We start from the raw sequence: 24,297 nt of genomic DNA on the forward strand, positions 1-24,297 counted from the left end.
CTGGTGTTCTGGAGGGTTCCGGTGCCTCCGGATGGTTCGTGACACGAACCAGTATTAGTTCGTGGGACGAATTGAATCAAGTAGGCTTGCGTCATGAGTGAAGCCCGTGACAAGAAGAGACACTCGCCGGACGTCGACCTGGTGGACGCCGTCGTGCAGCTGTCCTTCGCGGTGCAGACGGTTCTCGGCCGACTCGCCGAGTCCCAGGAGCTGTCGATCACCCAGACCCGGATGCTCGCCGTCCTGGAGGACCGCGACATCGGCGTTCAGGAACTGGCCGCGATCCTGGAGCAGGGGAAGTCGAGCACCTCCGGTCTGGTGACCCGGGCCGCCCGGCGAGGACTGGTGAGACGCCGCGAGGTGCCGGGTGACCGGCGCGCGGTCCACGTGGCCCTCACCCCCGCCGGTCGGTCCCTGGTCCGGGAGGTGCGCGAGGAGGTCCGGGTCGAGATCGGCCGGCTGACGACGGCCATGCCTCAGCGCGACCGCGACCGCCTCGCCCGGCTGGCCCGGGTCCTGGTCGACCAGTACGCGATCCATCACCGACTCCCGGTGTGAACCTCGGACGGGCCGGCGACGTGCGCCGGGACTGCTGGAGTATCAGGCGGTGAGCTGTGCGAGCCGGGTCACGGTGTTCCAGTTGCGGACGGTGACCACGGTGTCGCGGCCGACGACCGTCCTGCGCAGCACCGCCTGGGCCAGCGTGGAGCGACCGATGCCGTCCGGCAGCCACAGGTAGAGCACCCGGTCGCCCAGTGCGCACTGCTCGGGGGCGAAGGCGGCGCTCTCGATCCGGTCGAGGGGTGCGGGGTCGATCCGACGGTTCATGAAGGCCGCGTGGAGCTGCTTCCCCTCGATGTCGGCGGTCGGGAAGGGGCACTGGTCGATGACAGAGCGCAGATATGCGTGTCCGGCGACGAGGACGTCGACCGGTGTGCCGAACCGCTCGGCCAGGGCCGCGGCGACGCGCTCCTGGACGGCCCGCTCGTCCTGGTCTGCGGCGGTGAGGGCGGCCTGGCCGCTCTGCAGGTAGGTCACCACGTCCCGGTAGCCGAGGTCCTCCAGCAGCAGTCGCAGATCCGCCATCCGGATCCCCCGGTGACCGCCGACATTGATCCCGCGCAGCAGGACGGCGTACCGGTTCCCGCCTGCACCGACCTGGCCGGATTCTGGTGTGGCCCTCATGTCAGTGGAAGACTCAGCCGGTGATGGTCATGGAGCCACCTCAGGGCCTGGTGGACGGCGTCCTCGGGTTCGAACCGCGGGGCGTATCCGAGCAGCCTGCGGGCCTTGTCGATGCTGGCGTAGTGACTGCGGTGGAGGTGGCGCCAGCTGAGCTCGGCGTCCTCGGCGCTGGTCGCGTCGCGGAACTGTTGCCAGCTCACGTCCTCCAGCACGGCCGAGCGCCCGAACCAGCCGGCCGCGATGGTGGCGAACCCCCGTGCGCTCATCGCCGACCCGGAGACGATGTTGAGGTCGGCACCGACGACCCGGGGCCGTCTGTCCACCGCCCTCTCGAAGGCCTGGGCCACGTCGTCGGCGTGGACGTGGTGGAGCATCTGGGTTCCCCCGTCGGGAATCGGCAGCGGTGGCGGGGCGGCCAACCGGGACCAGACGGTGGGGTCGAGATTCCCCAGCGGCCCGCATCGGCGATCACCCGGGTGATCTCGCGCCACTCGGGTCCATCGGTGTACCGGGCGCCGCTGCCGCGGGTGATGGTCGTGACGCGGTGGCCGGCGCGGACGAGTCGGGGCACCAGGAATGATCCGATGTGCCCGCCCCCGCCGATGACCAGAATCCTCACCCGCACACTCTGTCAGACCCGGGGGGTCAGACCAGCAGGATCACACCGGCCACCGCACTGAGGATCAGGACGAGGGTGGTGAACACCCTCCGGTCGACCCGCCTGGCCAGTTGACGACCGACGAGGACCGTGGCGACGATCACCGGGACCATGATCGCCACCGGCCGCAGGTCGGAGCCGGTGAGCATCCCCAGGCTCAGTGAGAAGGGCAGCTTGATGAGGTTGAGGATGAGAAACAGCCACGCGGTGGTGCCCAGGAATCGGACCACCGCGAACCCCTCGGACAGGAAGTACAGGGAGGTGATGGGGCCCGCGGCGTTGGCGACCATCGTGGCGAATCCGGCCAGCACGCCGAACAGCAGGGACTTGGGGCTCACCCGGCGCCGGGTCCCGGTACCGGTGGTCGTCCCCCCGGCGGTTGCGCCCTCCCCCGCCGATCCGCGTCCTCCCTGGCCGTCATCACCGGCCGTGAGATCCGCAGTGTGATCGGCAGTGGTGGGGGCGGCAGCTGGAGTTGTGGGGGCCGTAGCGGGAGTGGCGCGTCGATGTCGGTTGCGCGCCATCACCGCGATGTTGATGAGGACGAAGGCCACGATGAGTACGCCGATGGTGCGCTTGGTGGCGGCGTTGTCGGCGACCAGCAGGAACCCGGACCCGAGCACGACGCCGACCACGATGTTGGGCAGAAGCCGCAACAGAGCCCGCCAGTCGACGTCCTTGCGATAGGCCCAGATCGCCGCCCAGTCGGCCACGATGATCAGCGCCAGGGTGATACCGGAGGCCTGACGGGCCGGGATCACCGCGGCGAGGAAGCCGATCCCCAGCACTCCGGCGCCGGGCAGGAATGACTTGTCCAGGCCGATGAGAATCGCCACCGCCACCAGCAGGAGCCAGGTGTCCATCGACGCCGACATCAGATCCATTGCACGATCCCCGTTCCCAAGTTGTCCCAACGCGCCTCATCATCGTTCTCCCGATGCGGCCGCCTGACAAATCAATGAATGGGACTGCCAAGTCACTGATTGGGAACTCCCCCGGCGCGACTGCGTGCTGGCACGGATGGCGGCGGCACCGGGTCGTCCTATTCTGCTGAGATGAGAACGCCTCCGGTGGCGGGGGTCCCGGTCACGGGGCTCGATCGCGGGCAGCTCAGGTCGCCGATGATCGTGGTCGGGGCGGCCTGGATCCTGGCAGCCTGCCTGGCCATCGGCGTCGCGGTGGCATCGATCGCCAGCCCGTGGCCGCAGTTCGCAGTGGCCTGTCTGCTCGGGGCGGTCTGTCTGGGACTGGCCACACTCGTGTGGTGGCGGGAACCCCAGCACCGGTTGGCCGGCTGGTTGTCGCTGGCCGGTTTCAGCGTGGTCGCGACGAACACCGTCGACCCGAACCGGATGGGGCCCTTCGACGGCAGTTGGATGCTGCTCTACCTGCCCTTCGCCATCATTCTGCTGCTGGTCCCCGATGGACGTTTGGCCGGCCCCCGGTGGCGACTGGTCGGATGGGCCATCACCCTGGATGTCGCGCTGTTCATGGCCCTCGTGGCGGTGCAGTGGCGGTGGCCCGGCGTCGCGGGACCGTTGACGGGGATCGGCACAGGACTGCTGCTGGGCTTCCTCGCCCTGCTGGTGGCCTGCGCCGCCGCCCCCGTCGTGCGGTACCGGCGCGGCGGGCGGCTCGAGCGCAGCAGACTCCGGTGGGTCCTGCTGGCCGGACTCAGTCTGCCCCTCACCCTGCTGCTGTGCTGGGCGAGCTACCTGGTGCTGGGTACCCCGGACCTGGTCGGGATCGGCCTGCTCGCGATGTATCTGGCGATCCCGCTGGCCGTCACCGTCTCGGTGCTGCGCCCGGAGCTGTTCGACGTCACCCGGGCGGCGGCGGCCACCGTGACCGCCGCATCGTTGAGCAGGTAGCGGGTCGGGAAGTTGTCGGTGCCGTCGACGACGACGTCATAGGGCTCGAGGATTCTCAGCGCGTTCTCGCTGGTGAGCGCCTCCTGGTGGGTGACGACCTGCACCCCTCGGTTGATCGCGCGGATCGAGTCCCGGGCGGAGGCGGTCTTGGGACGCCCGATGTCGCGGATGCCGTGGATCACCTGGCGCTGCAGGTTGGACTCGTCGACGACGTCGTTGTCGACCAGACCGACGGTGCCCACCCCGGCGGCCGCCAGATAGAGCGCGACCGGAGCTCCGAGGCCGCCGGCACCGACGACCAGGACCTTGGCGGCCCGGATCCGCTGCTGGCCCTCGATGCCGACCTCCGGCAGCAGGATGTTTCGGCTGTACCTGTCGAAGTCCTTGGGGCTGAGCGGCTCGATGCGGTCCTGAGGAATGATCGAGGCGGTCATCGACGGCTCCCCTCGCCGCTGTCGGGGGCACCGCCGGCGATGGCCGGCAGCAGCCTGACGGTGGAGTCCTCCTCGACCGCGGTCAGTTCTCCATCGAGCTGTCGGATATCGGAGTCGTTGACGAAGACGTTGACGTAGTCGCGCAGCGTGCCGTCCTCGTCGAGGATGTGAGGTGCGAGATCCGGGTAGGCGCTGGTGAGCTCCTTGACGACCTCCGCGACGGTCGTCCCCGGGAGGACGACCTGGCGTTGACGGTCGGTGTAGCTCTTCAGCACGGAGGGAATAGAGACGATGGCCATCGGAATGGCTCCTTTGCTGTGTGGTGACTGATGCGGTCGCCGATGTGGGTGACCGACGTGAAGGGGCGGCTGGGCGGGGACGGCTCGAGTGGCGGCGGGCCCGCTCAGATATTGGTGCTGAACTCGGCCTCCTGGGTCATGGTCGATCGGTCGGGAGTCAGCTCCCAGCTCGTGGAACGGGGCACGTCGACGGCCCCCTCGCCCTGACCGGCCCGGCCTCCCGCGGTGGCGACCACGATGTAGCTGAGCCCGGGGAAGGCGTGGTCCCGGTCGTAGTCGGAGGGGACCGCCGGGTGATCGGGGTGGGAGTGGTAGAAGCCGACGACGTCCAGACCTCGACGGGCGGCGTCCTCATCGGTCCGCTGGTAGTCGAGAGGGTCGATCCGGAACCGGTGGTACTGCTCCTCGGCCTCCCGGGAGTTGACGATCGCGACGATGTCGACGACCGTTCGGGCGCCGTCCCCCTGCGGGAAGCTCCCCAGCAGGGCCCCGCAGCCCTCCTCGGGGTAGGCGGATCGGCACTGGTCGTGGATCCTGGCCAGCAGGTCGTCTGTGATGGTGATCATCGTGGCTCCCAGAAGTGATCGCTGAGGTATCGCGAACCGGTGTCGGGCAGGACGGTGACGATCACGGTCCCGGGTTCGCCCCGGTGGGCGAGGTCGAGTGCGGCTGCGACGTTCGCGCCGGAACTGATGCCGCAGAACAGCCCCTCGCGAAGAGCCAGCGCCCTGGTGACCTCGTAGGCGCGGGCCGTGGTGACGGTGACCACCTCGTCGATGAGCGACTCGTCGAGGATCGAGGGCCGGATGGTGGAGGCCATGTGCTTGGTGCCCTCGATGCCGTGGAGCGGGGAGTCCGGCTGGACGGCGACCGCCTGCACCGCCGGGTTCTCCGCCTTGAGCCGGCGTGAGGTCCCCATCAGAGTCCCGGAGGTCCCCATCGATGCGACGAAGTGGGTCACCGCCCCGCCGGTCTGACGCCAGATCTCCGCCCCGGTGCCCAGCTCATGGGCGCGCGCGTTGACGGGGTTGTCGTACTGGTTGGGATAGAAGTACCGGTCAGGCTCGGCCGACACGAGCTCCCGGACGTGTTCGAAGGCTCCATCGGAGCCGTCCTCGGCGGGCACCGTGTCGATGACGGTCGCACCCAGGCAGCGCATCGTCTGTTTGCGTTCCGGACTGGTGTTCTCCGGCATCACGAGGGTCACCGGGATGCCCAGTGAGGCGCCGATCATCGCGAACGCGATGCCGGTGTTGCCGCTGGTCGCATCGATGATGGTGGGCACGTCTCGGAGAGGGATCCCGTTGCCCGGTCGCCTCAGCAGACCTCGCTGCAGGCCGTCGAGGACCATGGCCGCGGCTGCCCGGTCCTTGATGGAGCCGCCGGGATTCATGAACTCGGTCTTGGCGAACACCCGGATGCCGGTGGGCACGGTGCCCACCCTGGTGAGTTCCACCAGCGCAGTGCCTCCGATGGCCGCCAGCAGAGGATGCTCTGCCAGACCCAGGCTGTCCTGAGGGGTCGATGTCTGCGTCGTGCTCGTCATCGCACTCAGGCTCCTGCCGTGCGGTGAATGACTCCGGCCCTCACCAGAAGTCCGTGGATCTGGCAGCCGAGGCACAGACCGATGGCGGCGTTGAGGAAGGTCGCGATGAAGGCCAGGGCGGCGTCCTCGGTCTCGGTGGTCGGGGCGAGCCGTGGTCGGATGGTGCGGAACAGGGCGCTCCAGGGGTGCAGGGGTGAGTCCAGGGCCCCCAGGGCGAAGATCGCCACGATCGCGGCGAGCAGGATGAGCGCGGCCGCGGTGGCCCCGATCAGGGCGAGCACGATCTCCACGGCGAGCAGGAGGCTCATGATCGCGGCGCCGAAGCGTGGGGCCCGCACGTCGATCTGGCTGCGGTGCGCGGCCGTCGCACTCGTCACGGTTCCGGGAGTGGGCGTGTGCTGTGGTTCAGTGGACAGTTCAGGCTCCTTCGGGGTGCGTGACGGCCTCGAGGTGACGTGTGAGTTCGGATGTCGTGGGAGGTCCTGAGAACCTCACTCGGATCTGCCCGGAGGTGTCGAGCAGGAAGACGGTGGGGGCGCTGAGAATGTTGAGACGCCGCGCCAGGTCCGGGTGGGCGGCCGTGTCGAGTTCGATGTGCTGGACGCCGGGATGCTGGGCACTGAACTGCGCGAGGAGTCGGGACGCGGCTCGGCAGGGGGCACAGATCTCGGTGCCGAACTGCACGAGGGTTGCGACCTGGCCGAGCCGGTCGGCCACCGCAGGGATGGGAAGCTGCTGAGGACCGCGCACCCTGCGGCCCCTTCCGCGGTGGCGGGCGAGGATGACGGCCAGCAGGGCCGACGTAGCCACCAGAAGGGCCACCACGGCCAGCGCAATGGGTACAGACATGACTGGTCTCCCGAGCGGGATCGAGCGAGAAGAAGGTGCAACAGCAGGGATCTCAACCCTTCAACAGGGAGCCCCGACGGCGCGGCGGTGTGCGGGTCAGCGCATTCGACAACAGGCGCGGATGATGGACGGTGCCGCCATCGTGTAGCCCTGCTGCTCAGTCATGTCCGGCACAGTACAGGTGCCGGAAGAAATGATCTATGCAGAACTCAGGAATGACGCAATGACGCGGTTCTCGCCGTCGAAAGTATCGAATAGCGATACTGCGTCTTGAAATACGGGATCCGTTCGGGTCCATCTCCGTGCTGCCACGGACCTCGGTCCCGTGCCGCCCCGGTGCCGGCGACACCGCGATCTCAGGAGGATGGAGTCAGCCTCGCAGATCCGGGGCCGAAGGCACACAATCAAGGCAGGAGCCCCTCCCATGACTGCTCAGACCGTCTCCACATCTCACCCCTCCAGCATGCTGCGCTCCGGGACCGTGCTGGCCCTGGCCCTGGCTGCTCTCGACATCGTCGGCAAGCTGGTCGTCGGGCTGACGACCCCGCCGGTCCTCGTCGTCGTGCTCACCATCGTGTTCGCGGTCGGCACCCTGATCGGCTGCGGCTGGTCGTGGCGCGGCCTCGGACGGGGAACCTGGCTGGTCGTGGTGACACGACTGCTGGCGACACTGATGGCGATCCCGCTGTTCTTCATCCCCGACGCACCGAGCAATGCCGTCCCGATGGCCGCCGTGGGCGCGGCACTGACCGCCGTCGCCATCGTGATGCTCCTGGTCGGGCAGCACCAGGTCTCCCGACGCGCGGGCTGACCGGCTCCGGGCCGGGTCCCCGGGGTCCGGCCCGGCAGGGGCCGGTGGCACGTAGCCTTGAGGGCATGGCCACTGATTCCGCCTCGGCCTGCATCAGGCAGACCGAGCGTTTTGGAGCTCACAACTATCAGCCGTTGCCGGTGGTGATCGCCTCGGGACAGGGAGCCTGGGTCCTCGATGTCGAGGGCCGCAGGTACCTGGACTGTCTGGCTGCCTACTCGGCGCTCAACTTCGGTCACCGCCACCCCGCACTGGTCGCCGCGGCCCACGCCCAGCTCGACCGCCTCACCCTCACCAGTCGCGCCTTCCACAACGACCGGCTGGGCGAGTTCATGGAGCGCCTCGCCACACTGGCGGGCACCCAGATGGTGCTCCCGATGAACACCGGCGCCGAGGCGGTGGAGTCGGCGATCAAGGTGGCCAGGGCCTGGGGCTACCGGGTCAAGGGGGTGCCGACCGACCGGGCCAGGATCATCGTCGCCGCCAACAACTTCCACGGCCGCACCACCACCATCGTCGGATTCTCGAGCGATCCGAGCGCCCGGGACGGTTTCGGACCCTTCACCCCCGGTTTCGACACCGTCCCCTACGGGGACGCCGAGGCGCTGGCCGCGGCGATCACCCCCGAGACGGTCGCCGTCCTCATCGAACCGATCCAGGGCGAGGCCGGCGTCATCCTGCCTCCGGAGGGCTACCTGGCCCAGGTGCGCCGACTGACCACCGAGCACGGGGTGCTGTTCATCGCCGACGAGATCCAGTCGGGGCTGGGACGCACCGGCGCCACCTTCGAGTGCGACAACGCCGGGGTGCGTCCGGACCTCTACCTGCTCGGCAAGGCGCTGGGTGGAGGGATCGTCCCGGTCAGTGCGGTGGTCGGGGAGTCCTCGGTGCTCGGGGTGCTCAGACCCGGGGAGCACGGCTCGACCTTCGGCGGCAACCCGTTGGCCGCGGCCGTCGGCATCGCCGTGGTCGACCTGTTGGAGACCGGCGAGTACCAGTCGCGGGCGCGCGAGCTGGGAGCGGTGCTGGGTCGGCGTCTCGAGGAGCTGGTGGGCGCCGGGGTGCAGTCGGTGCGGGTGCGCGGCATGTGGGCCGGGGTCGACATCGATCCGGACCTGGCGACCGGACACCGGGTCTGCGAACTGCTGGCCGAGCGCGGAGTGCTGGCCAAGGAGACCCATGGCTCGACGATCCGTCTGGCTCCCCCGCTGGTGATCACCGCCGAGGAGATCGACTGGGCGATCGACCAGCTGAGAGAGGTCCTGGCCGAGCTGTCATGATCCCGGTCCGGGCCGGGGTGACCCCAGGACGGGCAGAATCTCGCGTCAACCGCTGACACAACCACTGGAGGTTGAGATGGCTCACGGAGACATCACCCACGTCGAGATTCCGGTCTCCGACTTCGCCCGGGCGACGACGTTCTACTCCGACCTGTTCGGATGGAAGATCGCCACGATTCCCGGATTCGAGACCTACCCCATGTGGCAGGCCCCCAACAAGATCTCGGGCGGGGCGCTCACCCCGTGCACCGAGGACTTCACCGAGCCGCGCTCCTTCGTCGAGGTCGACTCCATCGACGAGACGCTGGAGAAGGCCACCGCCGCGGGAGCCACCGTCGTCACGCCGAGGAGCCCGATCGACGAGAAGAGCTGGTGGGCACTGATCACCGACCCGGACGGCAACCACATCGGGTTGTACGAGGGCGACGTCAGCTGATCCGGAGACACCCGGGCGGACCCGCCGCGGGTGCCGGCGGGACCGTTCAGAGCTGGACGGTCAGCTCCCCCAGCCGGTCGGTGAGGGCCAGGTTCTCGCTGTAGTCCACCGGGCAGGCGATGACGTGCACCCCGCCGTCGTCCAGCGCCGCGCGCAGGGTGGGCGCGAGCTCGTCGGCGGCGGTGATGAGGTGTCCCTGAGCACCGAACGAGTGCGCATAGGCCACCAGGTCGGGGTTGGTGAAGTCGACCTCCTCGTGGCGTCCCAGCTCCATGTCCATCTTCCACTTGATGAGGCCGTAGGCGTCGTCGATCCACACCAGGGCCACCAGCGGGATCTGCTCGCGCACCGCGGTCTCGATCTCCTGGGAGTTCATCAGGAAGGCGCCGTCGCCCATCGCCGCCAGGACCTTGCGGTCGGGCACCGCCAGGGCCGCCCCGAGCGCCCCCGGCAGTGTCCAGGCCATCGTCGACAGGCCGTTGGAGATGACGCAGGTCTCCGGATCCTCGGTCGGGTAGAGCCGAGCCATCCACATCTTGATGGCCCCGGTGTCGACCAGCACGATGTCCTCATCGCCCAGTGCCGAGCGGATCTCGTGGACCACCCGCTGCGGCTTCATGGGGAAGGAGTCGTCCTCGGCTCCGCGCTGCAACTCATCGTGGAGCAGCCTGCGAATGGGGGCGTGCGGGAAGTTGAAGGGGCGCAGGCCGGCATCCCGCGCCGCCTCGGTGAGAGCACGGAGGGACTCGGCGACGTCGGCCTCGATGTTCACCGAGATCTGGTAGTCGGCGTCCTCGTCCTGGGCGAAGCAGTTGACGTGGACGATCGTCTTGTCACCGGTCGGGTTGATGCGGGCCGGGGCGAACTCTTGGAGCTCATAGCCCACGGCGAGGATGACGTCGGCCTTGTCGAAGGCGAAGTTCTCGTAGTCGTGGCGCATGAACCCCACCACTCCCAGCGCATTGGGGTGGGAGTCGGGCAGTACCCCCTTGGCCTGGAAGGTGGTGGCCAGCGGCAGGTTGAGGGTCTCGACCAGTTCGCGCAGCGGAACCTCGGCGTGGGACCGGGCGACTCCGTGCCCGGCGAGGACGATGGGCGAGTGGGCGGTCTGGAGGGCCTGTATCGCGGCATCGATCTGGGCCGGGTCGGGCAGCGCGTGGTGCGTCGGCCGGGAGACCAGGGGCACCAGGGAGGCGTCGGCGATCTCGGACTCGACGTCCTGGGGGACGGCGATATAGGTGGCCCCCGGCCGCTCGGCCTGGGCCAGATCGAAGGCCTTGCGAAGCATCTCGGGCACCGCCTCGGGACGCTGAATGGTCGCCGACCACTTGGTCACCGGAGCGAACATCGTCTCCAGATCGACGATCTGGTGGGACTCCTTGTAGATCCGGTTGAGACCCACCTGGGCCGAGATCGCGACCACCGGAACCGAGTCGGTGGTGGCGTCGGTAACCCCCAGCAGCAGGTTGATGGCGCCCGGGCCCAGGGTGGCGGTGCACACCCCCGCCCGGCCGGTGAGACGGCCGTAGACGTCGGCCATGAAGGAGGCGCCCTGCTCGTGGCGGACCAGCACGAACCGGATGCTGGGGTCGTCGTGGATCTCCTGGACGAGCTGGATGTTCTCCTCGCCGGGAATACCGAAGACGACCTCCACACCCTCCTGTCGGAGGCACTCGGTGATCAGGCGGGCGACAGTGCGGTCTGTGTTCACAACCGACATCCTCCCCCATCGGCTCGTCATTGTCCCGGTCATCGGCGGCAACTACGCCCGAAGCGATGGCGAACAGTCCAGGACGGACTCGGGCAGTCCCCACATCGGCACCGTGGACCGCCCGGGACAATTGGCGTGGCTCTCGGCGATCCTCTCCCCGTAGTCCCGGGCTCCTGCCCCCAGCAGGTTCTCGTAGATGAGGTCGAACAGCCCGAAGGCCGGTCCGAAGGCGGCGACGGCCAGCGTGTGGCCGGTCTCGTGGGCCACCACGGCATCACAGGTGGTGTCCGGCGAGGACTCGTCGATGTAGCCCGGGTTCACGAAGACGATGTTGCCCATGTCGAATGCGGTGGGGCCGTGGATGAGGCCGCCGTGGATCACCAGGGCACCCACCGTCGGGTCCAGGACAATCCTGAGGATCCTGGCTCTGGACCATCGGTGGAGGATTGCACCCGCCGCCGCGAGGCTCACCAGGCAGAACGCGGCACCGAGTGCGGTCGCTCCCCACGACATCGGCATCAGCCAACTGGCCCATCCCAGCACGCGCTGGTATCTCGGACTGAGGGCCATCGCGTCGACGGCGGCGAGCAGGGTGACAAGTCCCAGGATCACACCGATCACCGGGGTCAGGACCACGCCGGCCAGGACGGTGTTCATCCCGGCATTGACGCCGATCATGAACCGCCGGAGGAACTGGCCGAGAACTGCCGCGTGGTCGGTTCTGCTGGCCGCCACGTAGGGAATCACGGTGACAGCCAGGGACGCCGCCACCGCCAGCCCTATTCCCGCCGCAGTCCCGAGGGCTCTTCCGCCGACCACCGCCCCGATGGCCAGAGAAACCCCCACGGCCAGGCCGAGCACCGCGCCCGCGATCGACCCGGCGGTGTTCCACGATGTAGGGCGCTGCATCGGAGGACTCCTGGCTGTGGGAACAGTGGCAGGGACAATCTCGCACCTGGACGGATCACCGCGCCAGTGCGGGGTTCGATCGGCCCGAGGCAGGATCCGGGGGGCGATCACTAGGCTCGCGGGGTGAACCTCTTGTGGGATGGTCCGGGCCGACTGGTGAACCTGGCGCCGCGCTGGCTGTTGGGAGCGGCCGGTGCCGTGGTGCTGGCGCTCGGGATCCTGCTCGTGCCGCGACCGCTGTCCTCCGCAGCCGTGCTGTGCCTGTGGGCGGCGGTCAGCCTGGCACTCACCGGCGTCCTGGATCTTCTCGGTCGGCGCCGGGACGCCGGATCGGCGGATCGCCGTGCCGCAAGGGCGAGCCGGCCCGCCTGGATCGGTCCTGCGGTCTCGGTGGCCTCGGTCCTCCTCGGCGTCGCCGTCGTGGTGCTGCTTCGCCAGACGATGGCGATTCTGCCCATCGTGCTGGTCGCCGCGCTGATCTGCTGGGGCCTGGTGCGCGCCAGGGCGGCGCTGCATCGATCCTCCTCCCCCACCGCCCGGGTGCTGGCCGGATCGCTCGGCGTCTCGGCGATCGCACTGGGCGTGGTCGCGGCCTGGTGGCCCGATCTCGCCCTGGTGCTGGCCGGGGCGGCCTTCGCGGTCCGAACGGTGGTCGGCGGCATCACGCTGGTGGCGCGGGCCATCGCACCGGGTCAGAGACCCCGGTTCCCGCGGCGCCCAGCGGCTCTCAGACCGGTCCTGCGCGTCATCGCCGCGGTGCTGGTGGTGGCCCTGGCAGCCGGCGGCCTCCTCGGCAGCCTCAGACTGCGCTCCGGCACACCGGAACTCACCGACTTCTACCGGACTCCGGCGAGCCTGCCTGCCGATCCGGGCGTCCTGATCCGCAGCCAGCGCTACACCACCGACGTCCCGGACGGCGTCACCGCCTGGCGGATTCTCTACACCACCACCAATGCCGACGGCAGCCCTGCGGTGGCCAGCGGCATCGTGGCGATCCCGTCGGCGCCGGGCAGCGGGCCCCACCCGGTGGTCGCCATCGCGCACGGGACGATCGGCATCGCCCGCAACTGCGCCATCAGCCTGGGCGGAAGCGCCCTCACCGAGGCCGCGATCCCGGCGATGAAGCAGGTCTTCGCCAACGGCTGGACGGTCGTCGCCACCGACTACACCGGCCAGGGCGCCGAGGGCCGCTATCCCTACCTTGTGGGGCAGTCGGAGGCCCGATCCACCCTGGATGCCGTTCGCGCCGCCCGAGAGCTCACACCGCTGACCCGCCGGACCGTGGTCTGGGGCCACTCCCAGGGAGGACATGCCGCGCTGTGGACCGCCAAGATCGCCGCCCGCTACGCCCCAGACGTGCCGATCACCGCGACCGCGGCCTTCTCCCCCGCCAGCGACCCCTACGACCTCGCACGCAAGGTGCTGGCCTCCGGATCCAGCCTGTCGAACATCGTCACCGCCTATGTGGCGGCCTCCTACACCCGGATCTATCCCGACATCAGCCTGGAGCAGTACCAGAACCCGGCGGCGTCGGTGCTGGTCGACCAGGCGGCGAGGCGCTGCGCGAGCTCACCAGACATCCTGGTCAGCGTGCTGAGCCTGTCGGCCGTCTCCCACGACCGGCCGGTGTTCTCCGCCGACCTGGGAGAGGGCGCGCTGGCCGACCGACTCAGGCAGAACCTGGCCTCGGGCCCCTTCCAGGGCAAGGTGTTCATCGCCCAGGGAACCGCGGACGAGGTGATCCCGATCTCCCTGCAGCGCCGGTTCGTCGCCGACCGGTGCGCGGCCGGCCAGCCGATCTACTTCCGGGAGTATCCGGGGCGCACCCACATGGGCATCCTGGCCGCCGGGTCCCCCTTCCCGGCCGACCTGGTGGGTTGGACGCGGCAGGCCTTCGCCGGAACGGCGAAGGCGTCGAACTGCCGATAGTCAGGCGAAGACGGCATCGTCGCCGGGAGGCTGGTAGGCGACCGGGCCCAGCTTGACGGTGACCGTTGCGGATGGGTCGACGCTGATCGACCCGTTGACGAAGGTGCTGCGGAACCCGCCGGAGCCGTCGGGCTCGACATCGCTGGTGGCAGGTCCGAAGGGCCCGCCGGCCCCCTGCGCCTGCCACCAGGTCTGGAGGATCGGCCCGTGCACCTCGAAGACGTCATCGGCCGCACCGGCGACGATCAGTCCGGTCACCGTGCCGGTCGGGTCGTCCCAGTTGGTCCACCAGTACAGGTAGGGGCCGGTTCCCAGCCATGGGGTCAGGGGCGGGGGCTCCTCCCCCTCGTCGAAGAGCCTCACCGGTGCGTCGGCGTCCTGGAGGGCACCGGCCTTGGAGATGATGACGACGCGCATGTCGTCGCGGTGGGAGATCTGGCGGTCGATTCGGTCCAGGGTGCGCGGTCCGACGAAGCCGTCCAGGACGCCCCTCGGATCGTCGGGCGGAAAGTGGATGTTGTAGCGGGTCTTGAGTGCCAGGGCCGATGCCGCGGTGACCGGACCGAAGTCGCCGTCGACGAACCTGAGGCGGCTCGGGTAGTGGTTCTCCTGGGGGAATCTCTGCGCCCAGTGCAGGTCGTAGAGGGCATTCTGGACGGCCGCCACGGCCTTGGGGTCGCTCTCCCTCTGGAGCTTCCTGGTCCCGGTGTCGGGATCGTCGCGGATCTCTGCCAGCGTGGAGTTGTCATCGAAACGAGTGGACCTGAAGACGCTCATCGCATTGCCTGTCGTCGCATCGGTACCCCTGGCGGGGTCATCTCGGGAGAGTTTCGTCGACCGGGACTGGTGCGCGGCCCTGACAGCGCCCAAGGGGTGATCTCATGTCGTTGAGAGTCACCGGTTCGCGGATTGTACCTCCCATCTGGTTCACGCCAGGGGCGATCGGTGGCCCGCAGCGCGGGGTCACAGCACCAGGAGTCCGACCAGGTAGCTGATGGCCATCGTGGCCAGACCCACACCGAGGGATCGGAGAAGGGTGCGCCTCAGATGGGTCCGGCCCAGGCGGGCGCTGAGGACGGAGGTGATGGTCAGGGAGATGACCACCGCCGCGACGATCGCCAGGGATTCCATCCGCGACGGGAAGAAGAAGGAGATCAGCAGCGGGATGAGGGCGCCGACCGCGTGCACCAGCCCGGCGCCCACCCCCGCCCGCAGGGTCGACGCGGTGCTGCGGATCTCCCTGATCCCGTACTCGGTCTCAAGTTGGACGCTGAGTGGATCGCGTGCCATCAGCTGGCGTGAGACCTCCTCGGCCACCTCGGGAGTCAGCCCCTTGTCCAGGTAGTAGGTGGTGAGTTCCCGGGCCTCGGCCTCGGGGTTGTCCTGGATCTCGCGCTGCTCGTCCTCGCTGGCTCTCAACTGCGAGTCGCGCTCGGCGGAGGCCTCGGCCCACTCGGCTCCGCCGACACTGAGCATCCCCGCGATGGTGGCGGTGGCCGCGGCGGTCAGGAGCACCTGGTCGCCGGCCCCGGCTCCGGCGAATCCCTCGAGGATGCCCGCGGTGGCGATGATCCCGTCATTGGCTATCGCGAACCAGGTGCGCGCCTCGCCGTCGTCGGATGCGGCCCAGCGCCACCGTCTCGGTGCCCGCGGCACGGACTCTGTCACGCTCGCTCCTTGGTGGGTCGGTCCTGGCGGCTGCCCGGCCGCGCGGGATCACGCTATCCCGGGTGGGTGCCGCGCAGGGACTCCCCGGTCAGCGGACGCCGGTGAGCACCTTGTTGGACTTCCTGCGGTTGCATCGCCAGCACAGCGTCTGCAGGTTCTCCGGCACGGAGTGTCCCCCTCGTGAGACCGGAATGATGTGGTCCACCTCGAGAAGAAGGTTGGGACTGGTGTGCTGGGAGACTCCGCAGATCTGGCAGGTGTAGTCGTCGCGGCGCTTGATCTGGTCCCGCAGTTTCTGCGTCATTCTGGAGCGCTCCTCGGCGGCGCTCCGGCCCGTCTGGATCCGTCTCGACACCTCGGAGATGAGACTGTCCAACAGGGCCGTGTTGAGGGTGACCGTTGCTCTGTCCAGGCTGCGACCTGCGGGGCTGCGGTACTCGAAGACGAAGACGGGATAGGGCAGGTCGCAGTACTGCGGGACGATTCCCAGTTTGCCGATGAGGGTCGGTGTGAAGTGCTTCATGATGTAGCGGGGAACGCCCATCGACGTCAGGATCTTCTCCTCGTCGCGCGCGAGGATATGTGTCGCATACTCGAGGACGCCGAGGTCGTCGCGCAGCCTGCTGAGCGTGAACAGTCCCATCCGGTCGGCTCTGAAACCGGAGTACTTGTACTTCGTGAGGTACTTCACCGGGTCGTGGGCGACGCCGTCCACGATGCTGCGCGAACAGTTCACCAGCTGCTTCATGCCGTATCCGAGGGCACCGTCGCGGGGAGGATCCACCCGGAACACCTGGCACTCGTCGCGGGTGGGGTAGGAGTAGGTGTCTTTCGTCGTCTCGCCGATCTCGAATGTCTGTCTGCGTCTCACGGAGACGACGTACTTGGCGGTGTCGTTGTACTCGGACACCAGCTGCGCCACTTTTGATCGCCGGTCCAGGAAGGTCTTTCCCCGGAAGTAGGAGTAGGCGCGGATCGGCAGGGTTCCGTAGTAGATGATCGGGAGGAGAGCGAGCACCACAATGATCGTGATGGATGCTTCAGGAAGCGACATGACCACTCAGAACCCATTCTTCGACGTGTCCGTCAACATCGACGCCGTGATCGAGACTCAATACCCTCGGTATCGGGAGAAACCGAAGCAGATGGAGGCTACACCCAAGGTTCTGGACCGGGACGGCCAGGTCGCGGCGCCGAGGACGGTGCCGCCTCTCAGGCCCCCCGCGCGAACCGGCCATGGAACAGGGCGGCCCGGAATCGGGCCGGATCGGTCGGCCTGCTCGCACTGGTAGCAGAACATATGGTGGTCCCTTCCCCCAGCCGGGACGAGCCCGGCCTGTCTGAGTTTTTGACTAGTTGATCCCCGTTATTGATGGGCAGTCTGTTCATCGACCCTTGTCGGGAGTCGCCCGGGGTCGGGGAGGGCGACCCTCGTGATGGAACCGCCGTTTCTTGCGGGCTCCGGAGCACGCGAGTGGATTCAAGGAGAGAGAAGCACCATGAGAGCGTTTGTGTTCGACGGCTACAGGCAGCCTGTCCACGAGGCCGATGTCCCGGAGCCCGTGGTCGGGGACCGGGACGTCCTGGTCCAGGTGGAGGCGGCGGGTCTCAACCACATCGATGAACGGCTCCGGGCAGGAGAGTTCAAGGCGATCCTGCCCTACAGGACGCCGGTCATCCTGGGTCATGAGCTCGCCGGGACCGTCATCGGCACCGGCCCGCAGGTCACCGGATTCAGCGTCGGGGACCGGGTCTTCGGCCGTCCTCGGGACCTGCACATCGGCACCCTCGCTGAAAGGATCGCGGTCGATGAGGCCGACCTCGCCCCCTCTCCGCGCTCCGTCAGCACCGTGGAGGCGGCCTCACTGCCGCTGGTCGCGCTCACCGCGTGGCAGGCCCTGACGGAGAGGGGTGGTGTGACGGCCGGGAAGAAGGTGCTCATCCATGCCGGTGCGGGCGGAGTGGGTGCGATCGCGATCCAGCTCGCCAAGCACCTCGGTGCCGAGGTGGCGACCACCGTGTCGGGCAGGAATGCGGACGTCGTCCGGGGCCTCGGCGCCGATGTGGTCGTCGACTACCGCAGCCAGGACTTCGTGCGCGAGCTCTCCGGCTACGACTTCGTGCTGGACTCCCTGGGAGGGGAGAACCTCACCAGGTCATTCAGGGTCCTGAAGCGCGGCGGAGTGGCTGTCGGGATCTCCGGGCCGCCCACCCCTGCGTTCGCCAGGGCTGCCGGACTGAACCCGGTGGTGCGTCTTGCCATCTCGGCTATGAGTTACAGGACCCGAGCTGTGGCCGCAAGACTCGGCGTCTCCTACGAGTTCCTGCTCATGCACGCCTCGGGAGACCAGCTGCGCCGGATAGCGGAGCTGGTCGACGCCGGCGTGATCCGCACCACGGTCGGCGCGACCTTCCCCTTCGACCGGACCGCGACGGCACTCGCGACGCTGAGCACGAGCGGCATGCGTGGCAGGACCGTCGTCACCAGCCCGGACCACACGGCCTGACCTCGTCTTTCCACGGCGAGCCGCCACGAGAGGAGTCGAGACCGCGAGAACCCACGCATGGGCGCGGGGATGGACCTACCAGGTGCCGGAGTTCCCGCTGTACTGGATGACACCGACCCCGAGGACGCCAACACGGTCCTCTGCCTCGTCTGGGAGATGGAGTCCCAACCCTGGAACCATCTGGTGCACATGGCCCTCCGGAGCCTCACCCGCCACCGCACCATCACTGCCCTCGAGCCCACTCAAGAAACGCATCTGCCGGAAGCACCGGTTTGCCCCACTGAGCCGCCTTTTTCGCCTTACCCGACTGCGTGCCGCGCTGGGCGACCACCAGCACATCGGTCTTGGTCTTCGTCATGTTCTCCGAGATGGCAAGTCCACGATCGAGCGCCAGCTGCTGCATCTCACCACGATCGAACGCCCCGTAGCGTTGCGAGACCACCTCGCCGGTGAAGCAGACCCTGGCACCCGGCACAAGCACCGCCCGTGCCTCCAACGGGCCGGTCGCCTCGAACCCGTCGGGAAGAATCTGCACGCCGAAGTGGCGTTCGGCGTCACGCAGTCGTGAGACGACCTCGGCGTCCCGGTCGACGACGCGCGTCCACGCGCCGGCCAGAGCATCCGCCAGCACCTGGGCCGGATCGTCCTGCGCCGAGAGGTTGCCCCCCACCGTGAATCCCGTCGCGTCCCGGCATCCGCCGGCACCGGTCGTGCGGGCGAGCAGATAGCCGCTCCCCCAGGCAGGGACCGGAAAGGCCGAGACACCAGCCGCTGCGAGCGCATCGGGATGCTCCTGCAGCAGACGCTCCCCCGCGTCCCGCATCCGGCGGGCCAGTGTCAGCGCTGTCGCCCCGGCGCAGCCATCCGCGCCGCCGCGAGCAGGACCCGCGAGGGCATCTGCGGGCAGCTCCGCACCGAGCGGCATCTTCTGCACGATGCCGTTGCGCTTGAGCTCCGAGTCGATCAGCCCGAGAGTGCGATCGATGTCGACCCCCACCGGGGTCCGCCCGGCGAGCAGCGGCGACAGTGCCGCCCAGGCCTCGGTGAGCAGGGGGGCCAGCTGCACGTCCCGCGTGGTGATGCCGTACTCGGTCTTGGCGGAGTAGAGATCCATCGTCGGGTTGACGACGGTCGTCGCCTCCTCGCCGTCGCCGCCTGCGGTGGCCACGGCGATCTCCACCGGGCGGGGCCGATATCGGTCGCCCTCGGTGCCGACGAACAGGGCCGCGACATAGGCCCTACCCCGACCATGCACGTCATCTGCATCGGATGCGGCATTGAGAAACCGGCGCACCCGCACGTCGGTCTTCAGGTCCTTCGGCAGCACCGGACGCTTCAGCACGAGCCCATCCAGACTGGTGCACCGGCTGAGCGCAACATAGAGCTGACCGTTGGCGAATGTCCCTCCGGTGAGGTCGACGACCACGTGATCGAGAGTCTGGCCCTGGCTCTTGTGAATGGTGATCGCCCAGGCCAGCTTCATCGGCAGCTGCTCGAAGGTGCCGACGATCTGGTGCACCAGGCGGTCGCCGTGCACCACCGGCCGGGTGATGTCCCAGACGTGCCGGCGCACCTCCACCAGGTCGCCGTCGCGCAGCCGCACCTCGACGACCGGTCCGGACTGGTCCTTCCGAATGCTCTCGATGCGGCCGATGCTGCCGTTGACCCACCGGCCGGCGGGTTCGTTGTTCAGCAGCATGACCTGGGCGCCGACCGCCAGCTTCAGGACGTCCTCGGCAGGATGCTCGAAGCCGTCGGTCTCACCGGTCACCGTCGCGTTGAATGTCCTCGTCTCGCCACCCAGCAGTTCCAGCATCCTGCGATTGCGCGCACCCACGATGCGGTTCGTGGTTGCCAAGGTCAGCCAGAACTCACCCGGATCGGGTTCGAAGTCTGGGTCGGACCGGGCGTTGAGCTGGGCACGGGCGTCATCAAGCAGCGCACCCTCGCGCACCCCGTTCAGCAGCCTGACCAGCTGATCGTCGCCGATCTGACGGAACACCGTGGTGAGCTCGACCGTGGGAAATGCCTCGCGGGTGAAGGAATGCCCGGAGAAGAAGTAGGGCGTTCCGAACTCCTCGTCGATGAAAGCGCCCTCGGCATCGGTCACCACCGGAGGCAGCTGGTAGAGATCGCCCACCAGGACCAGCTGCACACCACCGAATGGCTCGCCCGGATGCGGGCCGAAACGCTCCAGCGCCGCGACCATGGCGTCGAACAGGTCGGCGCGCACCATGGAGGCCTCGTCGACGATGAGTGTCTCGAGCTCGCCCAGCGTCTTCGCGAACCGCCCCGGATAGTAGGAGCTGCCACGCACATCCTGCTCGCTGACATCCTTCGGGAACGAGAACAGCCGGTGGATCGTGTACCCGTCGACGTTGAGCGCCGCGATTCCGGTGGGGGCGACGGTGACCGTGCGCCGGTCGGTGTGCTCCAGATAGAGCCGGATCAGCGTCGACTTGCCGGTGCCGGCCTTGCCGGTGAGAAACATGTTGCTGCCGCTGTCGAGCAGTTCGAGCCCGGAGACGAACTCAGGGGTGAGGGTGAGGCCCGGATCAGCGGCGTCTGCCCAAGTCGGCGCTGCTGCTTCCTGTGCCGCGTGTCGTCTCATTGGCGTGCTCCCATTGCGGTCCGAGGAAGGCTCTCCGCACCTCGTCCTCGCAGCTGGAACTCTATCCGCACAGGTTTCCGCAGCAACAACCAGATCAATGCCCCACGAGTTGCTCCGCCAAGGACATCAGGATCAGCACAGTGCCCTGTTAACCTCTGGACGTGGCCACCATCTTCCGTCAGATCGACGTCTTCGGTGAGGGACCGTACACAGGAAACCCTGTCGCTGTGGTGCTGGGCGCTGAGGGACTAGATGACGAGCAGTTGCGCGCGTTCTCAGTCTGGTCGAATCTCTCCGAGTGCACCTTCGTGCTCCCGCCCACCGACCCCGGGGCCGACTACCGGGTTCGCATCTTCAGCCTCAGCACTGAACTGCCCTTCGCCGGGCACCCCACGCTGGGCACGGCTCGAGCATGGCTCGACGTCGGCGGCACTCCGCGCAGGCCCGAGACGATCGTTCAGCAGTGCGGAGCTGGTCTCGTCCCGATCCGCGTCACCGGAGAGGTGCTGGCTTTTGCAGCCCCGCCACGTCTGCGTTCCGGACCCGTCGCCCCAGAACTCCTGCAGGCAGTGGTCGAGGTGCTCGGCGTGGACCCTGCCGCAGTGGTCGATGCCGAATGGCTGGACAAAGGGCCGGGGTGGGTCGGCGTGCTGCTCGACAGCGCCGAGACGGTCCTCTCCCTCGAACCCGACTCCTCGCACCACCCGGGACGGTGGGACATCGGGGTGATCGGACCTACCCGCCCGGGCGAGGAGGCACGGATCGAGCTGCGCGCGTTCTTCACCGACGGGGACAGCCCCCTTCGAGAGGACCCGGTCACCGGAAGCCTCAACGCGGCGGCGGCGCAGTGGCTGCTGGACGCTGGACGCCTCTGTGCGCCGTACCTCGCCCGGCAGGGCACAGCTCTGGGCAGGCAGGGCCGAGTCATGGTTGATATGGACGAGCGCGGCATCTGGGTCGGCGGCCGCACGCATGTCGCCATCAGCGGAACCGTGGCGTTCTGAACGCCGCCCGCGACTCTCGAGCAGGTGCGGTGCCCTACTCGAGCAAGGTCGGAGTTCCCGCGTCGGACTCACCCTCACCCGCGCGAGCCTCCGAGAGCAACGCCGCTTGCTCTGTCCGGATGAGGAACTCGCGGATCGTGTCACGACTCTGACTCAGGCACTGGATGCGGCCCTCAAGACCGCTCAGCTCTCGTGCCAACAGCTCGGCGACCGTCCGGGGACAGGTTGGATGATCGGCGGCAGCCGCGTCCTGCAGGTCCAAATCGCTGATCGTCCTCGCCGGCGTCTCCTTCATGATGGTCACCACAGAGATGCTGCCCACCGCGATACTTCCGCAACTGAGCGAAGGACTGGCCTCAGCGATGCACAGGGAGGCCTGCTCGTGTCGATCTGGGCCGGAACGATCGTCGTCACGATCTTCCCGCTGGTAAGTGCGACCTCCCGCTGGAACCGACGCTCTGTGATCATCGCGGCACTGGCCGTCCTGACCTTCTCGAGTGCGCTGAGCGCCGGTGCCCCAACTATGGCTGGATGATCACCGCCCGACCGGCCGGCAGGCCATCGCGCGGCGATCGACCGAGAGTTGCACTGCCGGTTGCCAACGTCTCGTGCTGATTGCTTGGAGAGCTCGACGATTCTCGCCCGGTGCCAGTGCCACAACAGCAGAGCCCGGAGTCGGGCGGCGTGTCCCCTCGAACTCCTGAGCCGGCTTGATCTGGAGTGCACTCCAGAAAATACACTCCGGTTGTGAGTAGAGATGGCGAGGTGGTGGACGTGAGTGACAGTGCGGTTGGCCACTTGACGGAGATGGCCCGGCGTCTTGACGTGCCGCTCGCCAGGACGGTGCCGGAATGGTCGGTGAGCGAGGTCTCCAGACAGACCAGTATCAGCATCGACACATTGCGCTACTGCGAACGTCTGGGACTGATCGATCCAGTGTTCCGCACCAGTGGCGGAAGGTGTTTGTACAGTGACCCGGAAGTCGAGCGCATCTGTTACGTTTGCCGACTGCGGGCGACCGGCATGAGGACCGAGAAGGCCGCTGAGTGTCTCCGGCTGCGGCGCTATCCCCTCCCAGAGCCGCCGCACGACACCGTCGAGCTGGACCTTGGCGCGCCGAAGGAGACGACTCTTGGGAAGCGGCGCGGGCGGTCGAGCAGAGAGACTCGCGTGGTTGTGAGCGCCAACGGCGGGGCTTTGGATGCCGATGTGGTCCGCAGGATCCTGGCGGCGGACCCGCGCTTCAATGTGCCTGCCTCAGTCCAGAAGAAGCTCAAGCTCAACAAGGACGTTGTCTACAAGCAGGAGGTCGACATGAAGTTCGAGGTCAAGATCACCCGCGTGCAAATGGCGACCAGGTACGTCACGGCCACGGACCAGGAGGCTGCCGCCGAGAAGATCCGCGCACAGATGGAGGAGGATCCGTACCGGATGTACGCAAACTACAAGACGGTGGGCACCGAGATCGAGGTCACTCGCGTCGAAGAGAAGCGCACCGTCACTCCGCTCCGGATCGACCGCGAGGGACCATTGCTGATCTCATTGGCCGACGCGGCTCGAGCGACCGGTATCGGCTATAGCCAACTGGGCCAGCTGGCCGCCCAAGGCGGCATCGAGCAGGTAAAGGTGGGCAACCGGCGTTATCTGAAGCGTGAGTCGCTCCTGGAGTTCATCGATCGGAACACGTACAGGGGCTGGACGTACTGACCGAGCTTCGCTCAGACAGCAACAGTCGTCTCGGGAGCCCGCGCGAAACCGCACCCATGTTTGACCACACCGAGGGACGATGCTGGCTAACATGCTGAAGCATCATCGGACCGTGCAATCTTCCATCACTCCGTGTGGTCGCGCCTACGGACGACGATGTAACTGATCAGGCTGCCGGCGAGCGTTATCGATGAGATGGCGACGTGCTCCCGCGCGGCCGTGTCGCACTCTCGAGTGCTGGTTCGGTCAATCTCATCGGGCACCTCGCGGACGGCCTCGTCGGAGCCTTGGAAGCCCAGCACTTCCGTCGCGGGGTCGAACATGCATTCGGCGTCGGTCGATGGTGCGCGGGTTGGGACGTACAGAAACGCAAGAGTAACCACAGACAGAGTCACACAGACTGCCGCACTGATCCTTCTGGGACGCCAAGTCCTCCTGCCGCGCAGCCGAACCGCGTCGAAGATCACCAACACTATGGTCGCAATGGCACACGCGAGGAGGATCGAGAGTGTGAGGGATGGAAGAATCTCGTCGGACACGAATTCTCCTCCTGTCGTCACTTGTGTGCGAGGCCGTGCCACTCGGTGCGGAGTGTCCACCGCACTGGGAACGGTCCACATCCAGGACCTTGACATCCGCATCGCGGCACCATCACTGGCGGACTCCTCCGTGAGCTCATCCTCGACACGATCAGGAACGATCAACCCACTGGACACCCACCCGGCCCATAACCGGGCAACAAGAAAGCCGGACCTACGGAAACGTAGGTCCGGCTGTCCTCGATGTCCTGAGACATCACATCGTCGGGCTGACAGGATTTGAACCTGCGACCCCTTGACCCCCAGACAGGTTAATAGGTGGTTGGTGGGTGGTGTGAGTGGC

25 protein-coding genes and 1 pseudogene are annotated in these 24,297 nt (G+C 67.8%); 8 read left to right on the forward strand and 18 right to left on the reverse strand.

The features are described 5' to 3' along the window. The first annotated feature begins 93 nt into the window (after positions 1 to 93). Positions 94 to 558, forward strand: a complete 465-nt coding sequence (locus FEZ32_RS11250) for a MarR family winged helix-turn-helix transcriptional regulator (protein ID WP_051238134.1) — start codon at positions 94 to 96, stop codon at positions 556 to 558. A gap of 42 nt (positions 559 to 600) precedes the next feature. On the opposite strand, the gene FEZ32_RS11255 is transcribed toward FEZ32_RS11250, so the two are convergent. From FEZ32_RS11255 to FEZ32_RS11295, 10 genes and pseudogenes are all read right to left on the reverse strand, one after another. After that, entirely contained in the window at positions 601 to 1,185 is a 585-nt protein-coding gene (locus FEZ32_RS11255; protein ID WP_051238135.1) for a DUF1697 domain-containing protein, read from the reverse strand. Then, entirely contained in the window at positions 1,182 to 1,604 is a 423-nt protein-coding gene (locus FEZ32_RS13680) for an NAD-dependent epimerase/dehydratase family protein (protein ID WP_232020955.1), read from the reverse strand. The genes FEZ32_RS11255 and FEZ32_RS13680 overlap by 4 nt, the downstream gene beginning before the upstream one ends. Positions 1,605 to 1,741: 137 nt before the next feature. Next, positions 1,742 to 1,810 (reverse strand): annotated as a pseudogene (locus FEZ32_RS14230) (hypothetical protein); the annotation flags it as partial. 20 nt (positions 1,811 to 1,830) lie between these two features. Then, positions 1,831 to 2,727 (reverse strand): sulfite exporter TauE/SafE family protein, encoded by an 897-nt coding sequence (locus FEZ32_RS11265; RefSeq protein ID WP_051238137.1) that lies wholly within the window; start codon positions 2,725 to 2,727, stop codon positions 1,831 to 1,833. An 827-nt stretch (positions 2,728 to 3,554) separates the two neighbouring features. Continuing rightward, positions 3,555 to 4,148 carry a HesA/MoeB/ThiF family protein gene (locus FEZ32_RS11270; protein WP_028702477.1) on the reverse strand — a complete coding sequence of 198 codons (594 nt, stop codon included), beginning with the start codon at positions 4,146 to 4,148 and terminating at the stop codon, positions 3,555 to 3,557. Further along, positions 4,145 to 4,447 carry a ubiquitin-like small modifier protein 1 gene (locus FEZ32_RS11275; RefSeq protein WP_028702478.1) on the reverse strand — a complete coding sequence of 101 codons (303 nt, stop codon included), beginning with the start codon at positions 4,445 to 4,447 and terminating at the stop codon, positions 4,145 to 4,147. The genes FEZ32_RS11270 and FEZ32_RS11275 overlap by 4 nt, the downstream gene beginning before the upstream one ends. A 104-nt stretch (positions 4,448 to 4,551) precedes the next feature. Then, positions 4,552 to 5,013: a M67 family metallopeptidase gene (locus FEZ32_RS11280; RefSeq protein WP_138680620.1), complete on the reverse strand. Its 462-nt coding sequence runs from the start codon at positions 5,011 to 5,013 to the stop codon at positions 4,552 to 4,554. Further along, on the reverse strand, positions 5,010 to 5,993 hold the full coding sequence (locus tag FEZ32_RS11285; RefSeq protein WP_036980896.1) for a PLP-dependent cysteine synthase family protein: 984 nt from the start codon (positions 5,991 to 5,993) through the stop codon (positions 5,010 to 5,012). Before FEZ32_RS11285 ends, FEZ32_RS11280 begins: the two co-directional genes overlap by 4 nt. A 5-nt stretch (positions 5,994 to 5,998) precedes the next feature. Next, a complete protein-coding gene (locus FEZ32_RS11290; RefSeq protein WP_244937864.1) occupies positions 5,999 to 6,370 on the reverse strand; it encodes a DUF4395 family protein in 372 nt (123 codons plus the stop codon). A gap of 40 nt (positions 6,371 to 6,410) precedes the next feature. Then, positions 6,411 to 6,842 carry a thioredoxin family protein gene (locus tag FEZ32_RS11295; RefSeq protein WP_036980897.1) on the reverse strand — a complete coding sequence of 144 codons (432 nt, stop codon included), beginning with the start codon at positions 6,840 to 6,842 and terminating at the stop codon, positions 6,411 to 6,413. Between the two features lie 424 nt (positions 6,843 to 7,266). Here FEZ32_RS11295 and FEZ32_RS11300 point away from each other — a divergent pair, with 424 nt between their 5' ends. The 3 genes from FEZ32_RS11300 to FEZ32_RS11310 all read left to right on the forward strand — a co-directional run bounded on the left by FEZ32_RS11300 (position 7,267) and on the right by FEZ32_RS11310 (position 9,369). Beyond that, positions 7,267 to 7,653: a hypothetical protein gene (locus FEZ32_RS11300; RefSeq protein WP_138680621.1), complete on the forward strand. Its 387-nt coding sequence runs from the start codon at positions 7,267 to 7,269 to the stop codon at positions 7,651 to 7,653. Between the two features lie 65 nt (positions 7,654 to 7,718). Beyond that, on the forward strand, positions 7,719 to 8,933 hold the full coding sequence (gene rocD, locus FEZ32_RS11305; RefSeq protein ID WP_138680622.1) for an ornithine--oxo-acid transaminase: 1,215 nt from the start codon (positions 7,719 to 7,721) through the stop codon (positions 8,931 to 8,933). Positions 8,934 to 9,009: 76 nt separating this feature from the next. Next, on the forward strand, positions 9,010 to 9,369 hold the full coding sequence (locus FEZ32_RS11310) for a VOC family protein (RefSeq protein ID WP_028702485.1): 360 nt from the start codon (positions 9,010 to 9,012) through the stop codon (positions 9,367 to 9,369). 46 nt (positions 9,370 to 9,415) lie between these two features. Here FEZ32_RS11310 and FEZ32_RS11315 read toward each other — a convergent pair whose 3' ends face one another. After that, the gene (locus FEZ32_RS11315) at positions 9,416 to 11,080 is read right to left on the reverse strand and encodes an acetolactate synthase large subunit (protein ID WP_028702486.1); all 1,665 of its coding nucleotides are present in this window, start codon (positions 11,078 to 11,080) and stop codon (positions 9,416 to 9,418) included. A gap of 51 nt (positions 11,081 to 11,131) precedes the next feature. Continuing rightward, positions 11,132 to 11,989: a hypothetical protein gene (locus tag FEZ32_RS11320; protein ID WP_028702487.1), complete on the reverse strand. Its 858-nt coding sequence runs from the start codon at positions 11,987 to 11,989 to the stop codon at positions 11,132 to 11,134. A gap of 123 nt (positions 11,990 to 12,112) precedes the next feature. Here FEZ32_RS11320 and FEZ32_RS11325 point away from each other — a divergent pair, with 123 nt between their 5' ends. Next, the gene (locus FEZ32_RS11325; protein ID WP_028702488.1) at positions 12,113 to 13,918 is read left to right on the forward strand and encodes a lipase family protein; all 1,806 of its coding nucleotides are present in this window, start codon (positions 12,113 to 12,115) and stop codon (positions 13,916 to 13,918) included. Here FEZ32_RS11325 and FEZ32_RS11330 read toward each other — a convergent pair whose 3' ends face one another. The 3 genes from FEZ32_RS11330 to FEZ32_RS11340 form a co-directional block, all read right to left on the reverse strand. Continuing rightward, positions 13,919 to 14,695, reverse strand: coding sequence for a hypothetical protein (locus FEZ32_RS11330; RefSeq protein ID WP_138680623.1), 777 nt, complete (start codon positions 14,693 to 14,695; stop codon positions 13,919 to 13,921). Positions 14,696 to 14,881: 186 nt separating this feature from the next. After that, positions 14,882 to 15,586 carry a VIT1/CCC1 transporter family protein gene (locus FEZ32_RS11335; protein WP_036980902.1) on the reverse strand — a complete coding sequence of 235 codons (705 nt, stop codon included), beginning with the start codon at positions 15,584 to 15,586 and terminating at the stop codon, positions 14,882 to 14,884. Positions 15,587 to 15,674: 88 nt separating this feature from the next. Beyond that, on the reverse strand, positions 15,675 to 16,604 hold the full coding sequence (locus FEZ32_RS11340) for an HNH endonuclease (RefSeq protein WP_175415782.1): 930 nt from the start codon (positions 16,602 to 16,604) through the stop codon (positions 15,675 to 15,677). A gap of 481 nt (positions 16,605 to 17,085) precedes the next feature. On the opposite strand from FEZ32_RS11340, the gene FEZ32_RS11345 reads away from it, so the two are divergent. Then, positions 17,086 to 18,093: an NADP-dependent oxidoreductase gene (locus tag FEZ32_RS11345; protein ID WP_028702491.1), complete on the forward strand. Its 1,008-nt coding sequence runs from the start codon at positions 17,086 to 17,088 to the stop codon at positions 18,091 to 18,093. Positions 18,094 to 18,316: 223 nt separating this feature from the next. Here the strand turns inward: FEZ32_RS11345 and FEZ32_RS14080 are convergent, their stop codons facing one another. After that, positions 18,317 to 20,704 carry an AAA family ATPase gene (locus FEZ32_RS14080; protein ID WP_138680625.1) on the reverse strand — a complete coding sequence of 796 codons (2,388 nt, stop codon included), beginning with the start codon at positions 20,702 to 20,704 and terminating at the stop codon, positions 18,317 to 18,319. A 161-nt stretch (positions 20,705 to 20,865) separates the two neighbouring features. Between FEZ32_RS14080 and FEZ32_RS11355 the strand changes: the two genes are divergently transcribed. Further along, positions 20,866 to 21,708, forward strand: a complete 843-nt coding sequence (locus FEZ32_RS11355; protein ID WP_028702493.1) for a PhzF family phenazine biosynthesis protein — start codon at positions 20,866 to 20,868, stop codon at positions 21,706 to 21,708. Between the two features lie 34 nt (positions 21,709 to 21,742). On the opposite strand, the gene FEZ32_RS11360 is transcribed toward FEZ32_RS11355, so the two are convergent. Beyond that, the gene (locus FEZ32_RS11360; RefSeq protein WP_126412595.1) at positions 21,743 to 22,012 is read right to left on the reverse strand and encodes a hypothetical protein; all 270 of its coding nucleotides are present in this window, start codon (positions 22,010 to 22,012) and stop codon (positions 21,743 to 21,745) included. Between the two features lie 443 nt (positions 22,013 to 22,455). Between FEZ32_RS11360 and FEZ32_RS11365 the strand changes: the two genes are divergently transcribed. After that, the gene (locus tag FEZ32_RS11365) at positions 22,456 to 23,415 is read left to right on the forward strand and encodes a helix-turn-helix domain-containing protein (protein ID WP_138680626.1); all 960 of its coding nucleotides are present in this window, start codon (positions 22,456 to 22,458) and stop codon (positions 23,413 to 23,415) included. Between the two features lie 125 nt (positions 23,416 to 23,540). On the opposite strand, the gene FEZ32_RS11370 is transcribed toward FEZ32_RS11365, so the two are convergent. Next, positions 23,541 to 23,954 carry a hypothetical protein gene (locus FEZ32_RS11370; protein ID WP_097798817.1) on the reverse strand — a complete coding sequence of 138 codons (414 nt, stop codon included), beginning with the start codon at positions 23,952 to 23,954 and terminating at the stop codon, positions 23,541 to 23,543. Between the last annotated feature and the right edge of the window lie 343 nt (positions 23,955 to 24,297).

Source organism: Acidipropionibacterium jensenii, from assembly GCF_005890135.1.
In the GTDB taxonomy this organism is placed as follows: domain Bacteria; phylum Actinomycetota; class Actinomycetes; order Propionibacteriales; family Propionibacteriaceae; genus Acidipropionibacterium; species Acidipropionibacterium jensenii.